Source organism: Micromonospora sp. WMMC250 (genome assembly GCF_027460215.1).
Classification (GTDB): domain Bacteria; phylum Actinomycetota; class Actinomycetes; order Mycobacteriales; family Micromonosporaceae; genus Micromonospora; species Micromonospora taraxaci.
The window spans coordinates 1,386,742-1,400,204 of sequence record NZ_JAPZBJ010000002.1 but is presented as its reverse complement, the minus strand read 5'-3'; the positions used below and the strand labels follow the sequence as shown (position 1 = coordinate 1,400,204).

Annotated in this window: 14 protein-coding genes; 10 read left to right on the top strand and 4 right to left on the bottom strand. The window is 72.8% G+C overall.

Going from position 1 to position 13,463, the window contains the following annotated elements; translation table 11 throughout:
* Positions 1–4 precede the first annotated feature (4 nt).
* Positions 5–523 carry a 2'-5' RNA ligase family protein gene (locus O3438_RS06015; protein WP_269678978.1) on the top strand — a complete coding sequence of 173 codons (519 nt, stop codon included), beginning with the start codon at positions 5–7 and terminating at the stop codon, positions 521–523.
* A gap of 249 nt (positions 524–772) precedes the next feature.
* Here the strand turns inward: O3438_RS06015 and O3438_RS06010 are convergent, their stop codons facing one another.
* Both O3438_RS06010 and O3438_RS06005 read right to left on the bottom strand, forming a co-directional pair.
* Positions 773–1,060 carry a hypothetical protein gene (locus O3438_RS06010; protein ID WP_269678977.1) on the bottom strand — a complete coding sequence of 96 codons (288 nt, stop codon included), beginning with the start codon at positions 1,058–1,060 and terminating at the stop codon, positions 773–775.
* A 100-nt stretch (positions 1,061–1,160) separates the two neighbouring features.
* Complete coding sequence (locus O3438_RS06005; RefSeq protein ID WP_269678976.1) at positions 1,161–1,985, bottom strand: helix-turn-helix domain-containing protein; 825 nt, start codon at positions 1,983–1,985, stop codon at positions 1,161–1,163.
* Between the two features lie 237 nt (positions 1,986–2,222).
* On the opposite strand from O3438_RS06005, the gene O3438_RS06000 reads away from it, so the two are divergent.
* From O3438_RS06000 to O3438_RS05970, 7 genes are all read left to right on the top strand, one after another.
* Complete coding sequence (locus tag O3438_RS06000) at positions 2,223–2,957, top strand: SDR family oxidoreductase (RefSeq protein WP_269678975.1); 735 nt, start codon at positions 2,223–2,225, stop codon at positions 2,955–2,957.
* Between the two features lie 21 nt (positions 2,958–2,978).
* Complete coding sequence (locus O3438_RS05995) at positions 2,979–3,281, top strand: hypothetical protein (protein ID WP_269678974.1); 303 nt, start codon at positions 2,979–2,981, stop codon at positions 3,279–3,281.
* Between the two features lie 51 nt (positions 3,282–3,332).
* Entirely contained in the window at positions 3,333–4,076 is a 744-nt protein-coding gene (locus O3438_RS05990; RefSeq protein WP_269678973.1) for an ArsR/SmtB family transcription factor, read from the top strand.
* Between the two features lie 60 nt (positions 4,077–4,136).
* Positions 4,137–5,183, top strand: a complete 1,047-nt coding sequence (locus tag O3438_RS05985) for a cytochrome P450 (RefSeq protein ID WP_269678972.1) — start codon at positions 4,137–4,139, stop codon at positions 5,181–5,183.
* Entirely contained in the window at positions 5,180–5,995 is an 816-nt protein-coding gene (locus O3438_RS05980; protein ID WP_269678971.1) for an isocitrate lyase/PEP mutase family protein, read from the top strand. The genes O3438_RS05985 and O3438_RS05980 overlap by 4 nt, the downstream gene beginning before the upstream one ends.
* A 94-nt stretch (positions 5,996–6,089) precedes the next feature.
* On the top strand, positions 6,090–7,058 hold the full coding sequence (locus O3438_RS05975; protein ID WP_269678970.1) for a DUF5715 family protein: 969 nt from the start codon (positions 6,090–6,092) through the stop codon (positions 7,056–7,058).
* Between the two features lie 4 nt (positions 7,059–7,062).
* Positions 7,063–8,652 carry an asparagine synthetase B family protein gene (locus tag O3438_RS05970; protein WP_269678969.1) on the top strand — a complete coding sequence of 530 codons (1,590 nt, stop codon included), beginning with the start codon at positions 7,063–7,065 and terminating at the stop codon, positions 8,650–8,652.
* A gap of 36 nt (positions 8,653–8,688) precedes the next feature.
* Here O3438_RS05970 and O3438_RS05965 read toward each other — a convergent pair whose 3' ends face one another.
* Complete coding sequence (locus O3438_RS05965; RefSeq protein ID WP_269678968.1) at positions 8,689–9,900, bottom strand: SLC13 family permease; 1,212 nt, start codon at positions 9,898–9,900, stop codon at positions 8,689–8,691.
* A 171-nt stretch (positions 9,901–10,071) separates the two neighbouring features.
* Here O3438_RS05965 and O3438_RS05960 point away from each other — a divergent pair, with 171 nt between their 5' ends.
* Complete coding sequence (locus O3438_RS05960; RefSeq protein ID WP_269678967.1) at positions 10,072–11,064, top strand: linear amide C-N hydrolase; 993 nt, start codon at positions 10,072–10,074, stop codon at positions 11,062–11,064.
* A 77-nt stretch (positions 11,065–11,141) separates the two neighbouring features.
* Here the strand turns inward: O3438_RS05960 and O3438_RS05955 are convergent, their stop codons facing one another.
* Positions 11,142–12,587 carry an LVIVD repeat-containing protein gene (locus O3438_RS05955; RefSeq protein WP_269678966.1) on the bottom strand — a complete coding sequence of 482 codons (1,446 nt, stop codon included), beginning with the start codon at positions 12,585–12,587 and terminating at the stop codon, positions 11,142–11,144.
* Positions 12,588–12,725: 138 nt separating this feature from the next.
* On the opposite strand from O3438_RS05955, the gene O3438_RS05950 reads away from it, so the two are divergent.
* Complete coding sequence (locus O3438_RS05950) at positions 12,726–13,433, top strand: DUF305 domain-containing protein (protein WP_269678965.1); 708 nt, start codon at positions 12,726–12,728, stop codon at positions 13,431–13,433.
* The last annotated feature ends 30 nt before the right edge of the window (positions 13,434–13,463 follow it).

Below are 13,463 nucleotides of genomic sequence, written 5' to 3'. Positions count from 1 at the left end.
CGGAGTGCGAACTGTGGAACTGGTCTGCTCGCCCGGGTTGGAGACGGCCATCCGGTCGACCTGGGTGCGGCTGGCGGCGGCGGGTCTGCCCAGCCTGGCCCGCAACATCCACCCGACCAACCGGCCGCACCTCACCCTCGCCGCGGTGGACGATCTTCCACCCGGCGTCGAGCGCCGTCTGGCCGAGCTGTTCGACGACGCGCTGCCGGTGCCGGTCACCCTCGACCGCATCGTGGTTCTCGACGGCAGCGCTCCGTTGGTCTGGCTCGTCGAACCCACGCCCGCGCTGACCGCGCTGCACGCCACCGTCTGGGACGTCCTCGCCGACACCGAGGGGCAGCGTCCGTGGCACGTGCCGGGTACGTGGGTGCCGCACCTGAGCCTGGCGCTCCGGTTCCGCAACGCGGACCTACGGCTCGCCCGGGCCGTCGCGGGCGGGCAGCGCCCGGCGGGCTCGTTCGACGGGGCGCGCAGCTACGACGGCACGGACCGGACCGTGTCTCCGCTGACCCGGCTCCGATAGGCCGTCGCGGCGTCGGGCCGACCGGCGGGAAGACGCCGGACGGCCCGGGTGGCGTACCACCCGGGCCGTCCGAACCAGCATCCGAACTAGCGGTAGAAGCGCAGGCAGTCGAACTCGGCGTCGACCGCCGGCTCGGCGCCGCTGTGCGCCACCAGCCCGATCCGGGGAGTGGTGTCGGCCGGGAACGTCCACACCGCGCCCCACGTCCAGGTGCCTCCGTCGCGGCTGGAACCGGCCCGGTACTCGTGCTCACCGGTGACCGGGTCGACGTGGTGCGCCAGGCCGAGCCAGGTGGTGCTGGCCGGGGTGCCGACGATGCTGCGGCCGTAGACCGGCTGGCCGGCGAAGGGCAGCTCTTAGCCGTACTCGACCTGCCGGGTATTCCAGATGGTCGGCGAACGTGTCACCGACGGCGGCGGAGACCGGGTTGCGGTAGCGCGACGGGCCGTCGGACGCGACGGCGGACGTGGACGGGAGCGCGAACAGGATCAGACCGAGCACGGCGGCGAGCGCGCCACCGCGGCGGAGATGTCGCATGTGGACCTGCCCCGGGGGTTGTCGGCGGGGGTGCGTGCCCTCGTTCCTGCAACGATGGATACAACGTTGTAAAGAGCTGGGCCGTCCGTCCCCACACGGTTCACGCTGGGGCGTGCACGGCGGCCAGGTGGGCGAGGGCCTCCGCGCTGCGACTGCCCGGCGCCGGCGTACCGACCAGCAGTTGCTGACCTGGTGCGTCGCGGACGTCGAACGCCTGGTAGGTCAGCTCGATCCGCCCGGCGTCCGGGTGGTGCACGACCTTGAACATGCGGGTCAGACCGCCAACGGTCTGGTCCTCCCAGAGTGAACGGAACTCCGGCGAGTCCCGGCCCAGGTCGGCCACGAGCGACTGGATCTCCGGGTCGTTCGGAAAGAGGCCGGCGTTGAGCCGTAGCGCGTGCACGACGTTCTCCGTCAGCGTCGGCCAGTCCGGAAAGACGGTGCGGGCCTGCGGGTGCCCGAACAGTACCCGGACCATGTTCACCGTCCCCGCGAACGGCGACAGCAGCGCCGCCGCGACACCGTTGGTGGCCAGGACGTCGAACGCGGGATTGAGCACGTAGGCCGCGGAGTGCGGGAACGCGTCCAACAGCCGCAGCAACTCGGGGTGGACCGAGCTCCGGAAGCTGGTCGGACCGGGGCTGGGATTCAACCCGGCGAGCCGGAAGAGATGGCCACGCGCGTCCAGATCAAGGCGCAGGGCCTGGCCGATCGCGTCGAGCACCTGCGCCGAAGGGTTCCGCTCCCGGCCCTGTTCGAGGCGGGCGTAGTAGTCGACGCTCACAGCGGCCAGCACCGCTATCTCCTCACGGCGCAACCCGGCCACCCGACGGTCGCCGCCCCCGCGCAGCCCGACATCCCTCGGGTCGACACGGGCGCGCTGGGCTCGGAGGTACTCGCCGAGCCGGTTGCTGCTGGCGGCCATGGACACCAGCCTAGAGCTCTGGCCCCCGCCCTCGACACGACTGCCGCGACGTCGGTGTTCGTCCGCCGTACCGGACAGTGACGCCGGACCCGGACACGTCGGACGGGGCCGTGCAGGCGACGGCGTGCCTGGGTGTCGTGCACCCAGGAAATGCCGCCCTTCCCGGCTCCCCGCCGCCGCAGGATGGTGGGACGCGCGGTGCGTTCCCGCAGGCACCAACCGACACCAGGAGCAGCAGTGACCAGCCCACATTCAAAGATCATTCTCATCACCGGCGCGAGCAGTGGCATCGGTGAGGCGACCGCCCGCCGGTTGGCCGCCGACGGCCACCACGTCGTACTCGGCGCCCGACGGGTCGACCGGCTCGCCGCGCTCGTCGACGAACTGCGTCGTGACGGCGGTGCCGCCGACTACCAGGAACTCGACGTCACCAGCCGGAGCAGCGTGCTGGCGTTCGTCCAGGGCGCGCACGACCGGCACGGGCGCATCGATGTTCTGATCAACAACGCCGGGGTGATGGCCCTGTCCGCGCTCGACTCCCTGCGGACCGACGAGTGGGACCAGATGATCGACGTGAACCTGCGCGGCACTCTGCACGGCGTCGCCGCGGTCCTGCCGTTGATGCAGGCTCGCGGCAAGGGCCACATCATCAACATCGGATCATCCGCCGCCCACCGGGTCGACCCGACCGCGGCGGTGTACTGCGCCACCAAGTACGCCGTCCGGGCACTCACCGAAGGCCTGCGTCAGGAGAGCCGGGAGGTCCGGGTGACGCTGATCAGCCCGGGTTACACGCACTCCGAACTCACCCGGCACGGCGGTGACCCGCAGATCCAGGCCGCCGCTCGGGCGGCGAGCGACGAACTCGGCATGCCGGCCTCAGCGGTGGCCGCTGCCATCGCTGCCGCGATCGCGCAGCCCGACACCGTCGACGTCAACGAGATCCTCCTGCGGTCCACCGCGCAGGGCTGAAGACGCAGAAGGAGAACGACAATGAGCGAAGCGCTTGAGATGACGACACTCCGGCTCGTCCCCGGCCTCAGCGGCGCCGACTTCGTCGAGGCCAACAAGGACATCGACGACTACCTACGACGCCAGCCCGGCTTCCGCTGGCGCCGCATCACCGAGACCGAGGATGGCACGATCACCGACATCGTCGCCTGGGACTCGGTCGCGGACGGCCGGCGCAGCGCCTCGGGCATCATGACCGAGATGGCCGACTCCCCGGTGCACGCGACCATCGACCACTCCACCGTCGACTTCCGGATCGTCCCGGTGCTGCACCAGGTCATCTGATCCTGACACCCGCTCTGCAGGCGGGCCGCTGTCGCGGGGCATGATGGGGTGATGGGCGCTGGCACCGACGGTCAAGCAATGGCCGAGTTGGCCTCGCTGCTGGCCGACGGCACCCGGGCCGGCATCTGCGTCGCGCTGCTCGACGGTCGGGCGTGGACCGCCGGGGAACTCGCCCGCCGTGCCGGGGTGGCGCCGTCCACGGCCAGCGACCACCTCACCCGGCTGGTGCGAGGCGGGCTGCTCGTGGAGGAACGGCAGGGCCGGCACCGCTACCTGCGGCTGGCCGGGCCGTCGGTGGCCGAGCTGATCGAGCGACTGGCCGGCCACGCCCCGGCCCCACCCGCGCCCACCGGCTCGCTGCGCGCGGCGACGGCCGGCGCCGCCCTGGCGTACGCCCGGACCTGCTACGACCACCTGGCCGGGCGGCTCGGCGTGCTGATGTACGACGCGCTGGTGGCCGACGGTCGGCTGGACCTGTCCAGCGGGCTGGCGTTGACCGCCGACGGGTGGGCGTGGGCGACCGACCTGGGCGTACCCGTGCAGGCGCTGTCCACCGGCCGACGCCCGGTGGTCCGCGACTGCCTGGACTGGACCGAGCGCCGTCCGCACCTGGCCGGAGCGCTCGGCGCGGCGCTGCGCCGCCGCTTCGCCGACCTGGGCTGGACCACCCAGGGCACCGGCCGGGCGGTCCGCCTGACGCCGACCGGGCGCACCGCCCTGGCCGCAACCCTGTCCGTCCCCGAGGACACCCTCGCACCCACTCCGAGCCCGTCACCCGCCGGCGGACGTGCCTGAACCCGCGGGAGGCGCGACTGTTCGGCGGGGAGCGAAGTGTTCCGCTCCTACTGTCGTGCGGTGACTGACACGTGGCCCGACATCGCCCCCGCGCCGGCGACACCGCACTGCGGCCCGCCCGCACCCGTGCCGGGGCACGGCTGGTGGGTGACGAGGCACGCCGACGTACGCGCGGCGCTCACCGACCCGAACCTGCGGGTACCGCCCGTCGAGAGCGGTCCGCCCGGCACACTCGCCTGGCTGCGCGCCTCGGTCAGCCGGTTCAGTGCGCCGCACCAGCACGCCCAGCGTCGGGCGACAGTGGTGGGCGCGTTGGCCGACCTGGACCCGGACGCGCTGCGGCGCGAGGCCGCCCAGCGGACCGTCGCCGTCCTGGACCGGGCCGGTGACCGCCTCGACGTGATGCGGGAACTGGCCCGGCCGGTGCCGCTGCGCGTGCTCGCCGAGCGACTCGGTCTCGCCGACCCGGCAGCCGCCGGGACGGCGGTCGCCGTCGTCGCTGCCGCGTACCACCCGGGGGTCGACCCGGCGGTGACCCGGCGGGCCGACGCGGCGGTGGAGACGGTGCTGGCCCTCGTGCCGCCGGGCCCGCCGGAGGTCCGGGCGAACCTGGTCGGTCTGCTGGTCCAGGCCTGCGACGCGACGGCCAGTCTGATCGGTGCCGCCGCCCACCACCTGCTGCCGCCGTTCGACGGCCGGCACGGCGGGGACGCGCCCGGGGCGGCGGGGACCACCGCGCTGCTGGCGGAGGTGCTGCGGCTCGACCCGCCGGTGCGGGTGACCCGGCGCGTCACCACCACCGGGGTACGACTGGGTGGACAGGATCTGCCGGCGGGAAGCCCGGTGCTGCTGCGCTTCGACGCGGCCAACCGCGATCCGCTGGTGTTCACCGAGCCGGCGGCGTTCCGACCCGGTCGCCCGGGTGCCGGGCTGCTGACGTTCGGGGCGGGGGAGCGCGGCTGCCCCGGCGACCGGCACGCCCTGGCCCTCGCCGCCGGGGTGCTCGACGTGCTGCGCGCACGCTGCCGGCGCACCCGCCCCGACCTGCGTCACGAGCCGCACCCCACACTGCGTGTCCCGACCGATCTGGAGGTGAGCGTCAGATGATCGACCGCCGTGCCGCGTTCCGCGCCCTGCACCGCGCAGGCCGGCCCCTGCTGCTGCCCAACGCCTGGGACCACGCCTCGGCGGCGGCGCTCGCCGCGCGGGGACACCCGGCGGTCGGCACCACCAGCCTCGGCGTGGCCGCCACCGCGGGCCTTCCCGACGGCACGGCCGCCACCGCGCAGGAGACGGTGGCCCTGGCCCGCCGGCTGGCGCGGTTGCCGGTGCTGCTCAGCGTCGACGTGGAGGCCGGGTTCAGCGACGACCCGGCGGAGGTCGCCGCGTACGTGGGGGAACTGGCGGGGCTCGGCGTGGTCGGAGTCAACCTGGAGGACGGGCGCGCCGACGGCACCCTCGCCGACCCGGAGCACCACGCCGACAAGGTCGCGGCGGTGAAGGCGGCCGTGCCGGACCTGTTCGTCAACGCCCGCGTCGACACCTGGTGGCTCGGGGTCGAGGACCCGCTGCCGCTGACCCTCGCCCGGGCTCGCGCCTACCGGGCGGCGGGCGCCGACGGGATCTTCGTGCCCGGCGTCGTGGACCCGGCCACGCTGCGCGGGCTCACCGAGCGGATCGACGCCCCGGTGAACGCGCTGTACCAACCCGGCGGTCCAGGGCTGGACGAGTTCGGCCGGGTCGGAATCGCGCGGGTCAGCACCGGCTCACTGCTGTTCCGCGCGGCACTGGCCGCCGCGCTCACCGCCGCCGACGGGGTACGCGTCGACGGGCTGGCGGCCCCGGCGGGGCTGCCGTCGTACGCCGAGGTGCAACGGCTGGCACCGACGCAACCGGACGGTTCGCTCCCTCGGGGGTAGATAGGAGGATTGTTCGGTCCGCTCCGGTCGCGGCGATTACGGTGTGTTACAGGGCGAAGGACCCACTGTGGGACCGGAGGAAAGGGACCCCGTCATGCGAGTGCCCAGCCGTAGTCCGGGACAGCAACCCGGCCCTCCCACGTCACCCACCGCCCCGCCCCGGCGCCGGCCCTCCGGCACCGCACCCCGCCGTCTCCCCACCGCCGAGCCCGACCTGGCCGCCTACCGGGCCGCCGTGGCCGAACTCCTGGTCGAGGTGGGCGCCCTGGCCGACGCGGCCAGCACCCGGGCCCGACAGGTGCTCATCGACGAGCGACTGCGGGAGCCGGCGCTCGCCGCCGTCCTCGACGCCACCCCGCAGGGGCTGATCGGCGCCCGCGAGACGCTGCTGCTGGAAATGGCCCGCTACCAGCCGAACGAGCGCACCTCGGCACGCGACCTGACCGCGCTGGTCCGGATCTACCTGCTCTCGCGCATCGACGTGCTGTGGTGGCAGGACGCTCCGACGTTCCTCACCGACGACCAGGTCAACGGCAGCGTCGAACTCGTCGACCTGGAGTGGCTGCGCCGCCGCGACCTGCTGCGCTTCCGCTACCAGGAGCAGCCCGCCACCATGCTCGGCCGGGCCGCGCGCGGACTGCGCCGGCGGCTCCGCCCGGACGTCACCCCCCGCACGGCGGGGCTGCTGTTCCGGCGGGCCCGCCGGGAGGTGGTGGCGCTGCTCAACGACATCGGACGGGAGTTCGCCGCCGCCGCGCCGCCGGCCACCCCGCCGCTGTGGGTCACCAGCCTGGTCCGCAGCGCCGAACACCAGTACCGGCTGCGCCGTCTGGGGTACGCCGCGATGCTGCCCAGCGGGCACTGCCTCGGCTACTCGGTCGACGTCGAACTGGCCTGGTTCGAGCGTTTCGGAGCGCGGGACACCCTGGCGGAACTGCTGCTCGACCGGCAGAAGGCCGGTGAGCTGAACGTGATCGACGAGGGGCAGGCGTGGCACCTGTGTCTCGCGCCCACCGCCCGGCGTCGTCTGCGCCGGGCCTACGAGGCCGAGATGGGGGTCTGACCCGGTGTGCGGCATCGCATTGAGCATCGGCCCCGAGGCCGACCCGGCGACGTTCCGGCGGATGCTCGCCGTCCTGGCCCCTCGCGGTGAGGTCACCGAGACCCGGTCGGAGAACGGTCTGCTCGCCGGCACCCGCCGGCTTCGGATCGTCGACCGGGACCGGGCGGTGCAGCCGTGGACCTCCACCGACGAACGCTGGCTGCTCTGCTTCAACGGCGAGATCTTCAACTACCGGGAGCTACGGGCGCAGCTGACCCGCCTCGGGCAGGCCTTCCGCACCGACAGCGACACCGAGGTGTTGCTCGCCGCGTTCCAACAGTGGGGCGAGGCGGCGGTGACCCGGCTCCGCGGCGAGTACGCCTTCGCGGTCGTCGAGCGGGCCACCGGCCGGACCTACCTGGCCCGCGACCCGGTCGGGGTGAAGCCGCTGTACTGGTCGCGCCGCCCCGGTTGCCTGCACCTCGCCTCCGAGGTCAAGGCGCTGGTCGGGCACGGCGCCCCGATCTGCGAGGTGCCGCCCGGGCACCACGGCTGGGCGGAGGCGGACGGGCACGTGCGACTGAGGCCGCACGTCGACCTGCTCACCATCGGCGCGGGCCTGCCGGTCATCGACGACCCGGACGAGGCCGCCCTGCTCGTCCGTGCCGCGTTGAGCGACGCGATCCGGATGCGGGTGGAGACCGACCTGACCGTCGGGGTGGTGCTCTCCGGCGGGTTGGACAGCTCGTTGACACTGCGGCAGGTCCGCGACATCCACCGGGACTGCGTCGCGGTGACGGTCGGTGTGGCGGACAGCCCCGACGTGGCGTACGCCCGGCGGCTCGCCGCCGACCTCGACGTGCCGCACGTGGTGGTCGAGCTGCGTCCGCGCGACATCCGGCTCGCCGACGTCCGCGAGGCGATCCGGGTCTCCGAGCTGACCGAGTACGGCGACATCATCAACGCGGTGGTCTCGGTGCCGATCTTCCGGCGGCTGCGTGACCTGGGCATCAAGGTGGTGCTCACCGGCGACGGCTCCGACGAGCTGTTCGGTGGCTACCCGATGTACCACCAGGTCGGTCCCGCCGCGGCGCGCAGGCTGTTCCTGCACCGGATCCGCAACCTGTGCCGTACGGAGTTGCAGCGGGTCGACCGGGCCGCCATGGGGCACGGGGTGGAGGCACGGCTGCCGTTCCTCGACCTCAGCGTCGTGGAACTGGCGATGCGGCTGCCGCTGGATCTGAAACTGCGCCACGGCCAGGAGAAGTGGATCGTCCGGCGGGCGTTCGCTGACGTGCTGCCCGACTACATCCTGCGTCGCCCGAAGCATCCGATGTCCTACTCGTCCGGGCTGCACGAGCGGGTCCGGCTGTACAAGCCGCTCTTCGCCCGGCTGCACCGGTCGTTCGGCTACGACCTGCAGGAGCCGGTCCGGCGCGACTTCGACAGTGTCCTCAGCCGCTGCGGCAACGACCTGGACCGGGCGATCGCGGACGGGCTGAGCCGGCCCGACTACACGGTTCTGGAGCACGCCCGTGACCTGGTCGGCGCGGCCAAGTGGAACGCCGCGCCGATGGTCCGTCGACTGGTCGGCCCGCGCCCGGCCCGCCGCTGAACAGCGGCCAGCCGGCGGCGTCGGGTCGGCCGGTGGTCAGCTCACCAGCAGCAGCGCGCCGACCGCGGCGAGCGTGCCGGTGACCGCGAGCAGCGTGCTGGTGAGCACGAACCGGGTCACCGGCACCGTCACCCCGGCGGCCCGACACCGCTCGAACCAGAGCAGCGTGGCCAGCGACGCCCAGGGCGCGGCCAGCGGGCCGACGTTGGTGCCGATCAGCAGGGCCAGCAGGCGGGTGTGGTCGGCGCTCGGCAGCACCGACTCGCCGGCCAGGTAGGCCGGCAGGTTGTTCACCCCGTTGGCCAGCAGCGCTCCGGTGCCTCCGGCGCGCAGGGCGCCCAGCGCCCCGCCGTCGGCGCCGAGCAGGGTGCCGACCAGGTCGTCCAGACCGTGCCGGCCGAGGGTCTGCACCACCAGGAACAGGCCGGTGACGAAGAACAGCAGGCGCACCGGGACCAGCCCCGGGCGCAGCGTGGCGGGGGAGCGGACGACGAACCCGATCAGCACCAGCGCGAGCGCGACGGTGGAGGCGAGACCGATCTCCACTCCGGCGAGGATGCCGGCGACGAACAGCAGACACCCGGCCAGCGCCGTGCGGTGCAGCACCGGATCGGCGGGCACGTGGCGGGCCGGCGGGACGAACCGCCCGTCGACGGGTCGGTCCCGCCGCCACCACCCGAACCAGAGCACGGCCATGGTGACCGCGACGGCGGCGAACTGCGGCAACGCCATCCTGGCCGCGTACGTCAGGGGTGCCAGGCCGACCCGGTCGGCCGCCAGCAGGTTCGTCAGGTTCGACACCGGCAGCAGCAGGCTGGCGGTGTTTGCCAGCCAGACCGTGGTGACGGCGAGCGGGGCGGCGGGGATCCGCAGGTTCCGGGCCAGCGCGAGCAGCACCGGGGTGAGCAGCACGGCGGTGGTGTCGAGGTTGAGCACGAGGGTGGTGAGTGTGGCGAGACCGCCGCAGAGCAGGAACAGCGCCGCCCAGCTGCCGCGGGAGGCCCGGGCCAGTCGACTGGCCAGCACGTCGAAGACACCGGCTACGGCGGTCAACTCGGCCAGGACGATCACGGTGCCGAGGAACAGCAGCAGCGGCAGGATCCGGTGCAGGGTCTGGGTGGTCTCCGCACGGGGGAGCAGCCCGCTCAGCGCACAGGCCGCGCCGACCACGGCGAGCACGGCCGCCACCACGTCCAGCGGGTGGGGCCGCCGGCGCGTGGTCGGTTCGGGCGGGGCTGCGACTGTCACATCGGGTCACGTTGGCACAGGTCCTGACCTCGCGCTCGGCAACCCCGGGCGAGGGTGACCGGTCCCACGGTGCCCGCCGTCGGGCACCCCGCCGGTCCCCCGTCCACGCCCCTGCGCCACCGATCGGGCGGGGTGGGCAACCCTCGATCGGTTCCATCGCGTTCAGTGGATATGCGCAGGACTCTGCCGGCCGTCGCGACGGCCCTACTGTTCACCGTGACCTCCTGTGCCCCGTCGGAGCCGCCGTCGCGTGTCGGCCCGCCGCCGGTCACCCCGGTCGCCTCCCGCCAGGACCCGGAGCAGGCCGAGCGGACCATGGCCAGCCTGCGCCGTGTGGACGACCTGCCGCTGTACGAGATGACGTACGTCGGGGGGTACGACCCGACGGTGGGCACCGACGCCGCGCCACCCAGCCCGTTCGGTTGCTCGTTGTTCGTCGCCGCCGGCGACCCGGGCCGGACGGTGTTCGCCCGCAACTTCGACTGGGACGCCAACCCGGCCCTGGTTCTGCGGACCGACCCGCCGGACGGCCACGCGTCCATCTCGCTCGTCGACATCTCCTACCTCGGGGTCGGCGCGGATCCCCGTGGTGACCGTCGTCTGCTCGACGCGCCGCTGCTGCCCTTCGACGGGATGAACGAGCGGGGTCTCGCCGTCGGGTTGGCGGCGGACGACGCGGCGACGTTCCGCCCCGACCCGGGTAAGCCCACCGTCGGCTCGGTACGGATCCTGCGGCTGGTGCTGGACCGGGCCGCGACCGTCGACGAGGCGGTCGCCGTGTTCACCCGGCACAACCTCGACTTCGACGGCGGGCCGCCGCTGCACTACCTGGTGGCGGACGCGACCGGAGCGTCAGCGGTGATCGAGTTCGTCGACGGTCGGTTGCGGGTGGAACGGGGTGCGGGCGGCTGGCAGGCGTTGACGAACGTGCCGGTCGTCGGTGTGCCCGAGCAGCGCCGGCGTGCGGACCGCCGGTACGGGCAGCTCGCCGCCGCGCTGACCGACGCCGGCGGGGTGCTGGACGACGGTGCGGCGCACCGGCTGCTCGCCGCCGTCCGGCAGGGGCACACCCGCTGGTCGGTGACCTACGGGCTGCGTACCGGCGAGGTTCGGGTCGTCACCGCGGGCGGCGCTGAGCGGCGTTACCACCTGGCGACGGGCTGACCGGTCGGCTCACCCGGACGTGACCGGGCCCGGCCCCCCGGAAGATCGGGGGCCGGGCCCGGTTGCGTGCTCGGTGCCTACCAGCCGAGGTAGCTGGGCTGGGTCTGCACGTTGAGCTCCTGGTAGCGGGTCAGCTTGGCCGTCCAGGTGCGCCAGTCGTTCAGCTCCAGGACGTCCAGGCCCTTCACCATGTCGTTCGAGTAGATGTGCCCGTTGTAGTAGTACGCGGACCAGGTGCCGCCGCCGACGGGCCGGTCGGCCGAGAGCGGACCGCGCTCCCAGAAGGCGATCTCCTTCGGCTTGGCCGAGTCGGTGAAGTCCCAGACCGAGATGCCGCCCTGGTACCACGCCTGGACCATGATGTCCTTACCGATCACCGGGATCAGCGAGCCGTTGTGCGCCACGCAGTTCTCGGTGTCGGCGTTCGCCCGGGGGATCTTGTAGTAACTGCGGAAGGTCATCGTCCGCGCGTTGCCACGGCCGGAGATGTCGTAGATGGCGTCCGCGCCCCGGTTCGGGCCGACGGCCTCGTTGCAGGTCGCCGCCCCGCCGCCACCCAGCTCGTCGGTGAAGATCACCTTGGTGCCGGCGTTGTTGAAGGTGGCCGAGTGCCAGAACGCGAAGTTGACCTCGTCCCGGACCCGGTTGATGACCCGAGGTGCTTCCCGGTTCTTGATGTCGAGCAGGATGCCGTCACCCATGCACGCGCCGGCGGCCAGGTCCTTGGCCGGGTAGACGGTGATGTCGTGGCAGCCGGTCGTCGCCGAGCCGGTCTCACTGCCCGGGAAACCGCCGTCCGGGAAGAGGTTCGGCGCCGCGATCACCGCGGCGTCGGTCGGCTTCTTCAGCGGCACCTTGATGATCGAGATGGAGTCGTGCGGCGGCTGGCAGTCCGGGAATTCGGCCCGCGGGCTGTACGAGGAGACGTACAGGTAGACGGCCTTGCGGTCCTTGCCCGGCACCAGGGTGTGGGTGTGCGAGCCGCACGCCGTCTCGACGGACTTGATGTAGCGCGGGTTGGCCTTGTCCTTGATGTCGAAGACCTTGATTCCCTCCCACGAGCCCTTCACGTCCGCCCCCTGTGTGGTGCTGTTGCAGGAGTCGTCGCTGCGGGACGAGTCGGTGGAGAGGAAGAGCAGGTCACCGTGGACGGAGATGTCGTTCTGCGACCCCGGGCAGAGCACCCGGGCCTTGACCGTCGGCGCGCTGGGCCGCGAGATGTCGTAGATGACGAAGCCGTTGTAGTTGCCGGCGAACGCGTACTTGCCCTGGAAGGCGATGTCGCTGTTGGTGGCGTCCAACGGGGCGACCTTGGGCACGTTGGCGATCTGTCGCAGGTTGGGGCTGCTCACGATCTCGTCGACGCCGGGGATCGTGTTGGTGAGCGCGGGGGCCGGGGCCGTCTGCGGCACCGTCTGCGCGTTGCTCGCAGGGGCGACGAGGGCGCTGGCGACGAGGAGGCCGGTTGTGGCGACCGCCACGACGCGCAGTTGTCGTAACCGTGGCTTGTGGAGTCTGATCATCGGCGGGGCCCTTCGCAAGGGGGAGACGATGGTCGACACGTTACCGCCCGACGAAGAACGTCGATGTGAACTGGATCACATGAAAGTGAGTTCTTCAATGGATAACATCGCGGTGACCTCGACCTCAGGGAGTGGCCCATGACCAATCGGCGCGCGCGCACCCTGGCAGTCGTCACACTGGCTGTCGTGTTGCCGCTGGTGGCGTTCCTGATGATCCGTTTCGGCGACGACACCGACACGGGCAGCGGGCAACCGGTCTCCGCCCCCGCCGCCTCCACCGCGCCGCCGACGGTCAGCCCCGTCCCCACCGACCTGACCGTCATCGCGCCCGGCCGTCCGGGCGAGACGGCGTCCACCCGCCCGGCGCACGAGGTGCGGGACGTCGGCCCCGCCCCGCACAACTCCCTGGATGTCGTGTTCGTCCAGATGATGATCCCGCACCACGCGCAGGCCCTGGCGATGGCGGAGCTCGCCCCGGACCGGGCCGCCGACCCCGACGTCCGTGCGATCGCCGAGCGCATCCGCGCCAGCCAGGGGCCGGAGATGGGCATGATGCGCGGTTGGCTGCAGACCCGTGGCCTCCCGGCGGAGGTCAAGGGGCACGACCACGGCACCATGCGCGGCATGCAGTCGCCCGAGGCGATGCGGCAGCTCGCCGCCACCCGGGGCGCGGACTTCGACCGGCTCTTCGTCCGGATGATGACCGAGCATCACCAGGGCGCCATCGAGATGGCCACCAAGCTGCTCACGGTGGGCTCCGACCTGACGCTCAACGAGTTCGCCAACGCCGTCGCCACCGAGCAGACCGTCGAGATCGACCGCATGCGCGAGATCCTCGGGTCCTGACCCCGTACACGGGGTGTGCGGGCCGAGAGC

Excerpts from the sequence above, each read along its gene's own strand:
- O3438_RS06010 (WP_269678977.1), bottom strand. The coding sequence starts at position 1,060 with ATGCGACATCTCCGCCGCGGTGGCGCGCTCGCCGCCGTGCTCGGTCTG.
- O3438_RS06005 (WP_269678976.1), bottom strand. The coding sequence starts at position 1,985 with ATGGCCGCCAGCAGCAACCGGCTCGGCGAGTACCTCCGAGCCCAGCGC.
- O3438_RS05995 (WP_269678974.1), top strand. The coding sequence starts at position 2,979 with ATGAGCGAAGCGCTTGAGATGACGACACTCCGGCTCGTCCCCGGCCTC.
- O3438_RS05990 (WP_269678973.1), top strand. The coding sequence starts at position 3,333 with ATGGGCGCTGGCACCGACGGTCAAGCAATGGCCGAGTTGGCCTCGCTG.
- O3438_RS05980 (WP_269678971.1), top strand. The coding sequence starts at position 5,180 with ATGATCGACCGCCGTGCCGCGTTCCGCGCCCTGCACCGCGCAGGCCGG.
- O3438_RS05975 (WP_269678970.1), top strand. The coding sequence starts at position 6,090 with ATGCGAGTGCCCAGCCGTAGTCCGGGACAGCAACCCGGCCCTCCCACG.
- O3438_RS05960 (WP_269678967.1), top strand. The coding sequence starts at position 10,072 with ATGCGCAGGACTCTGCCGGCCGTCGCGACGGCCCTACTGTTCACCGTG.
- O3438_RS05955 (WP_269678966.1), bottom strand. The coding sequence starts at position 12,587 with ATGATCAGACTCCACAAGCCACGGTTACGACAACTGCGCGTCGTGGCG.
- O3438_RS05950 (WP_269678965.1), top strand. The coding sequence starts at position 12,726 with ATGACCAATCGGCGCGCGCGCACCCTGGCAGTCGTCACACTGGCTGTC.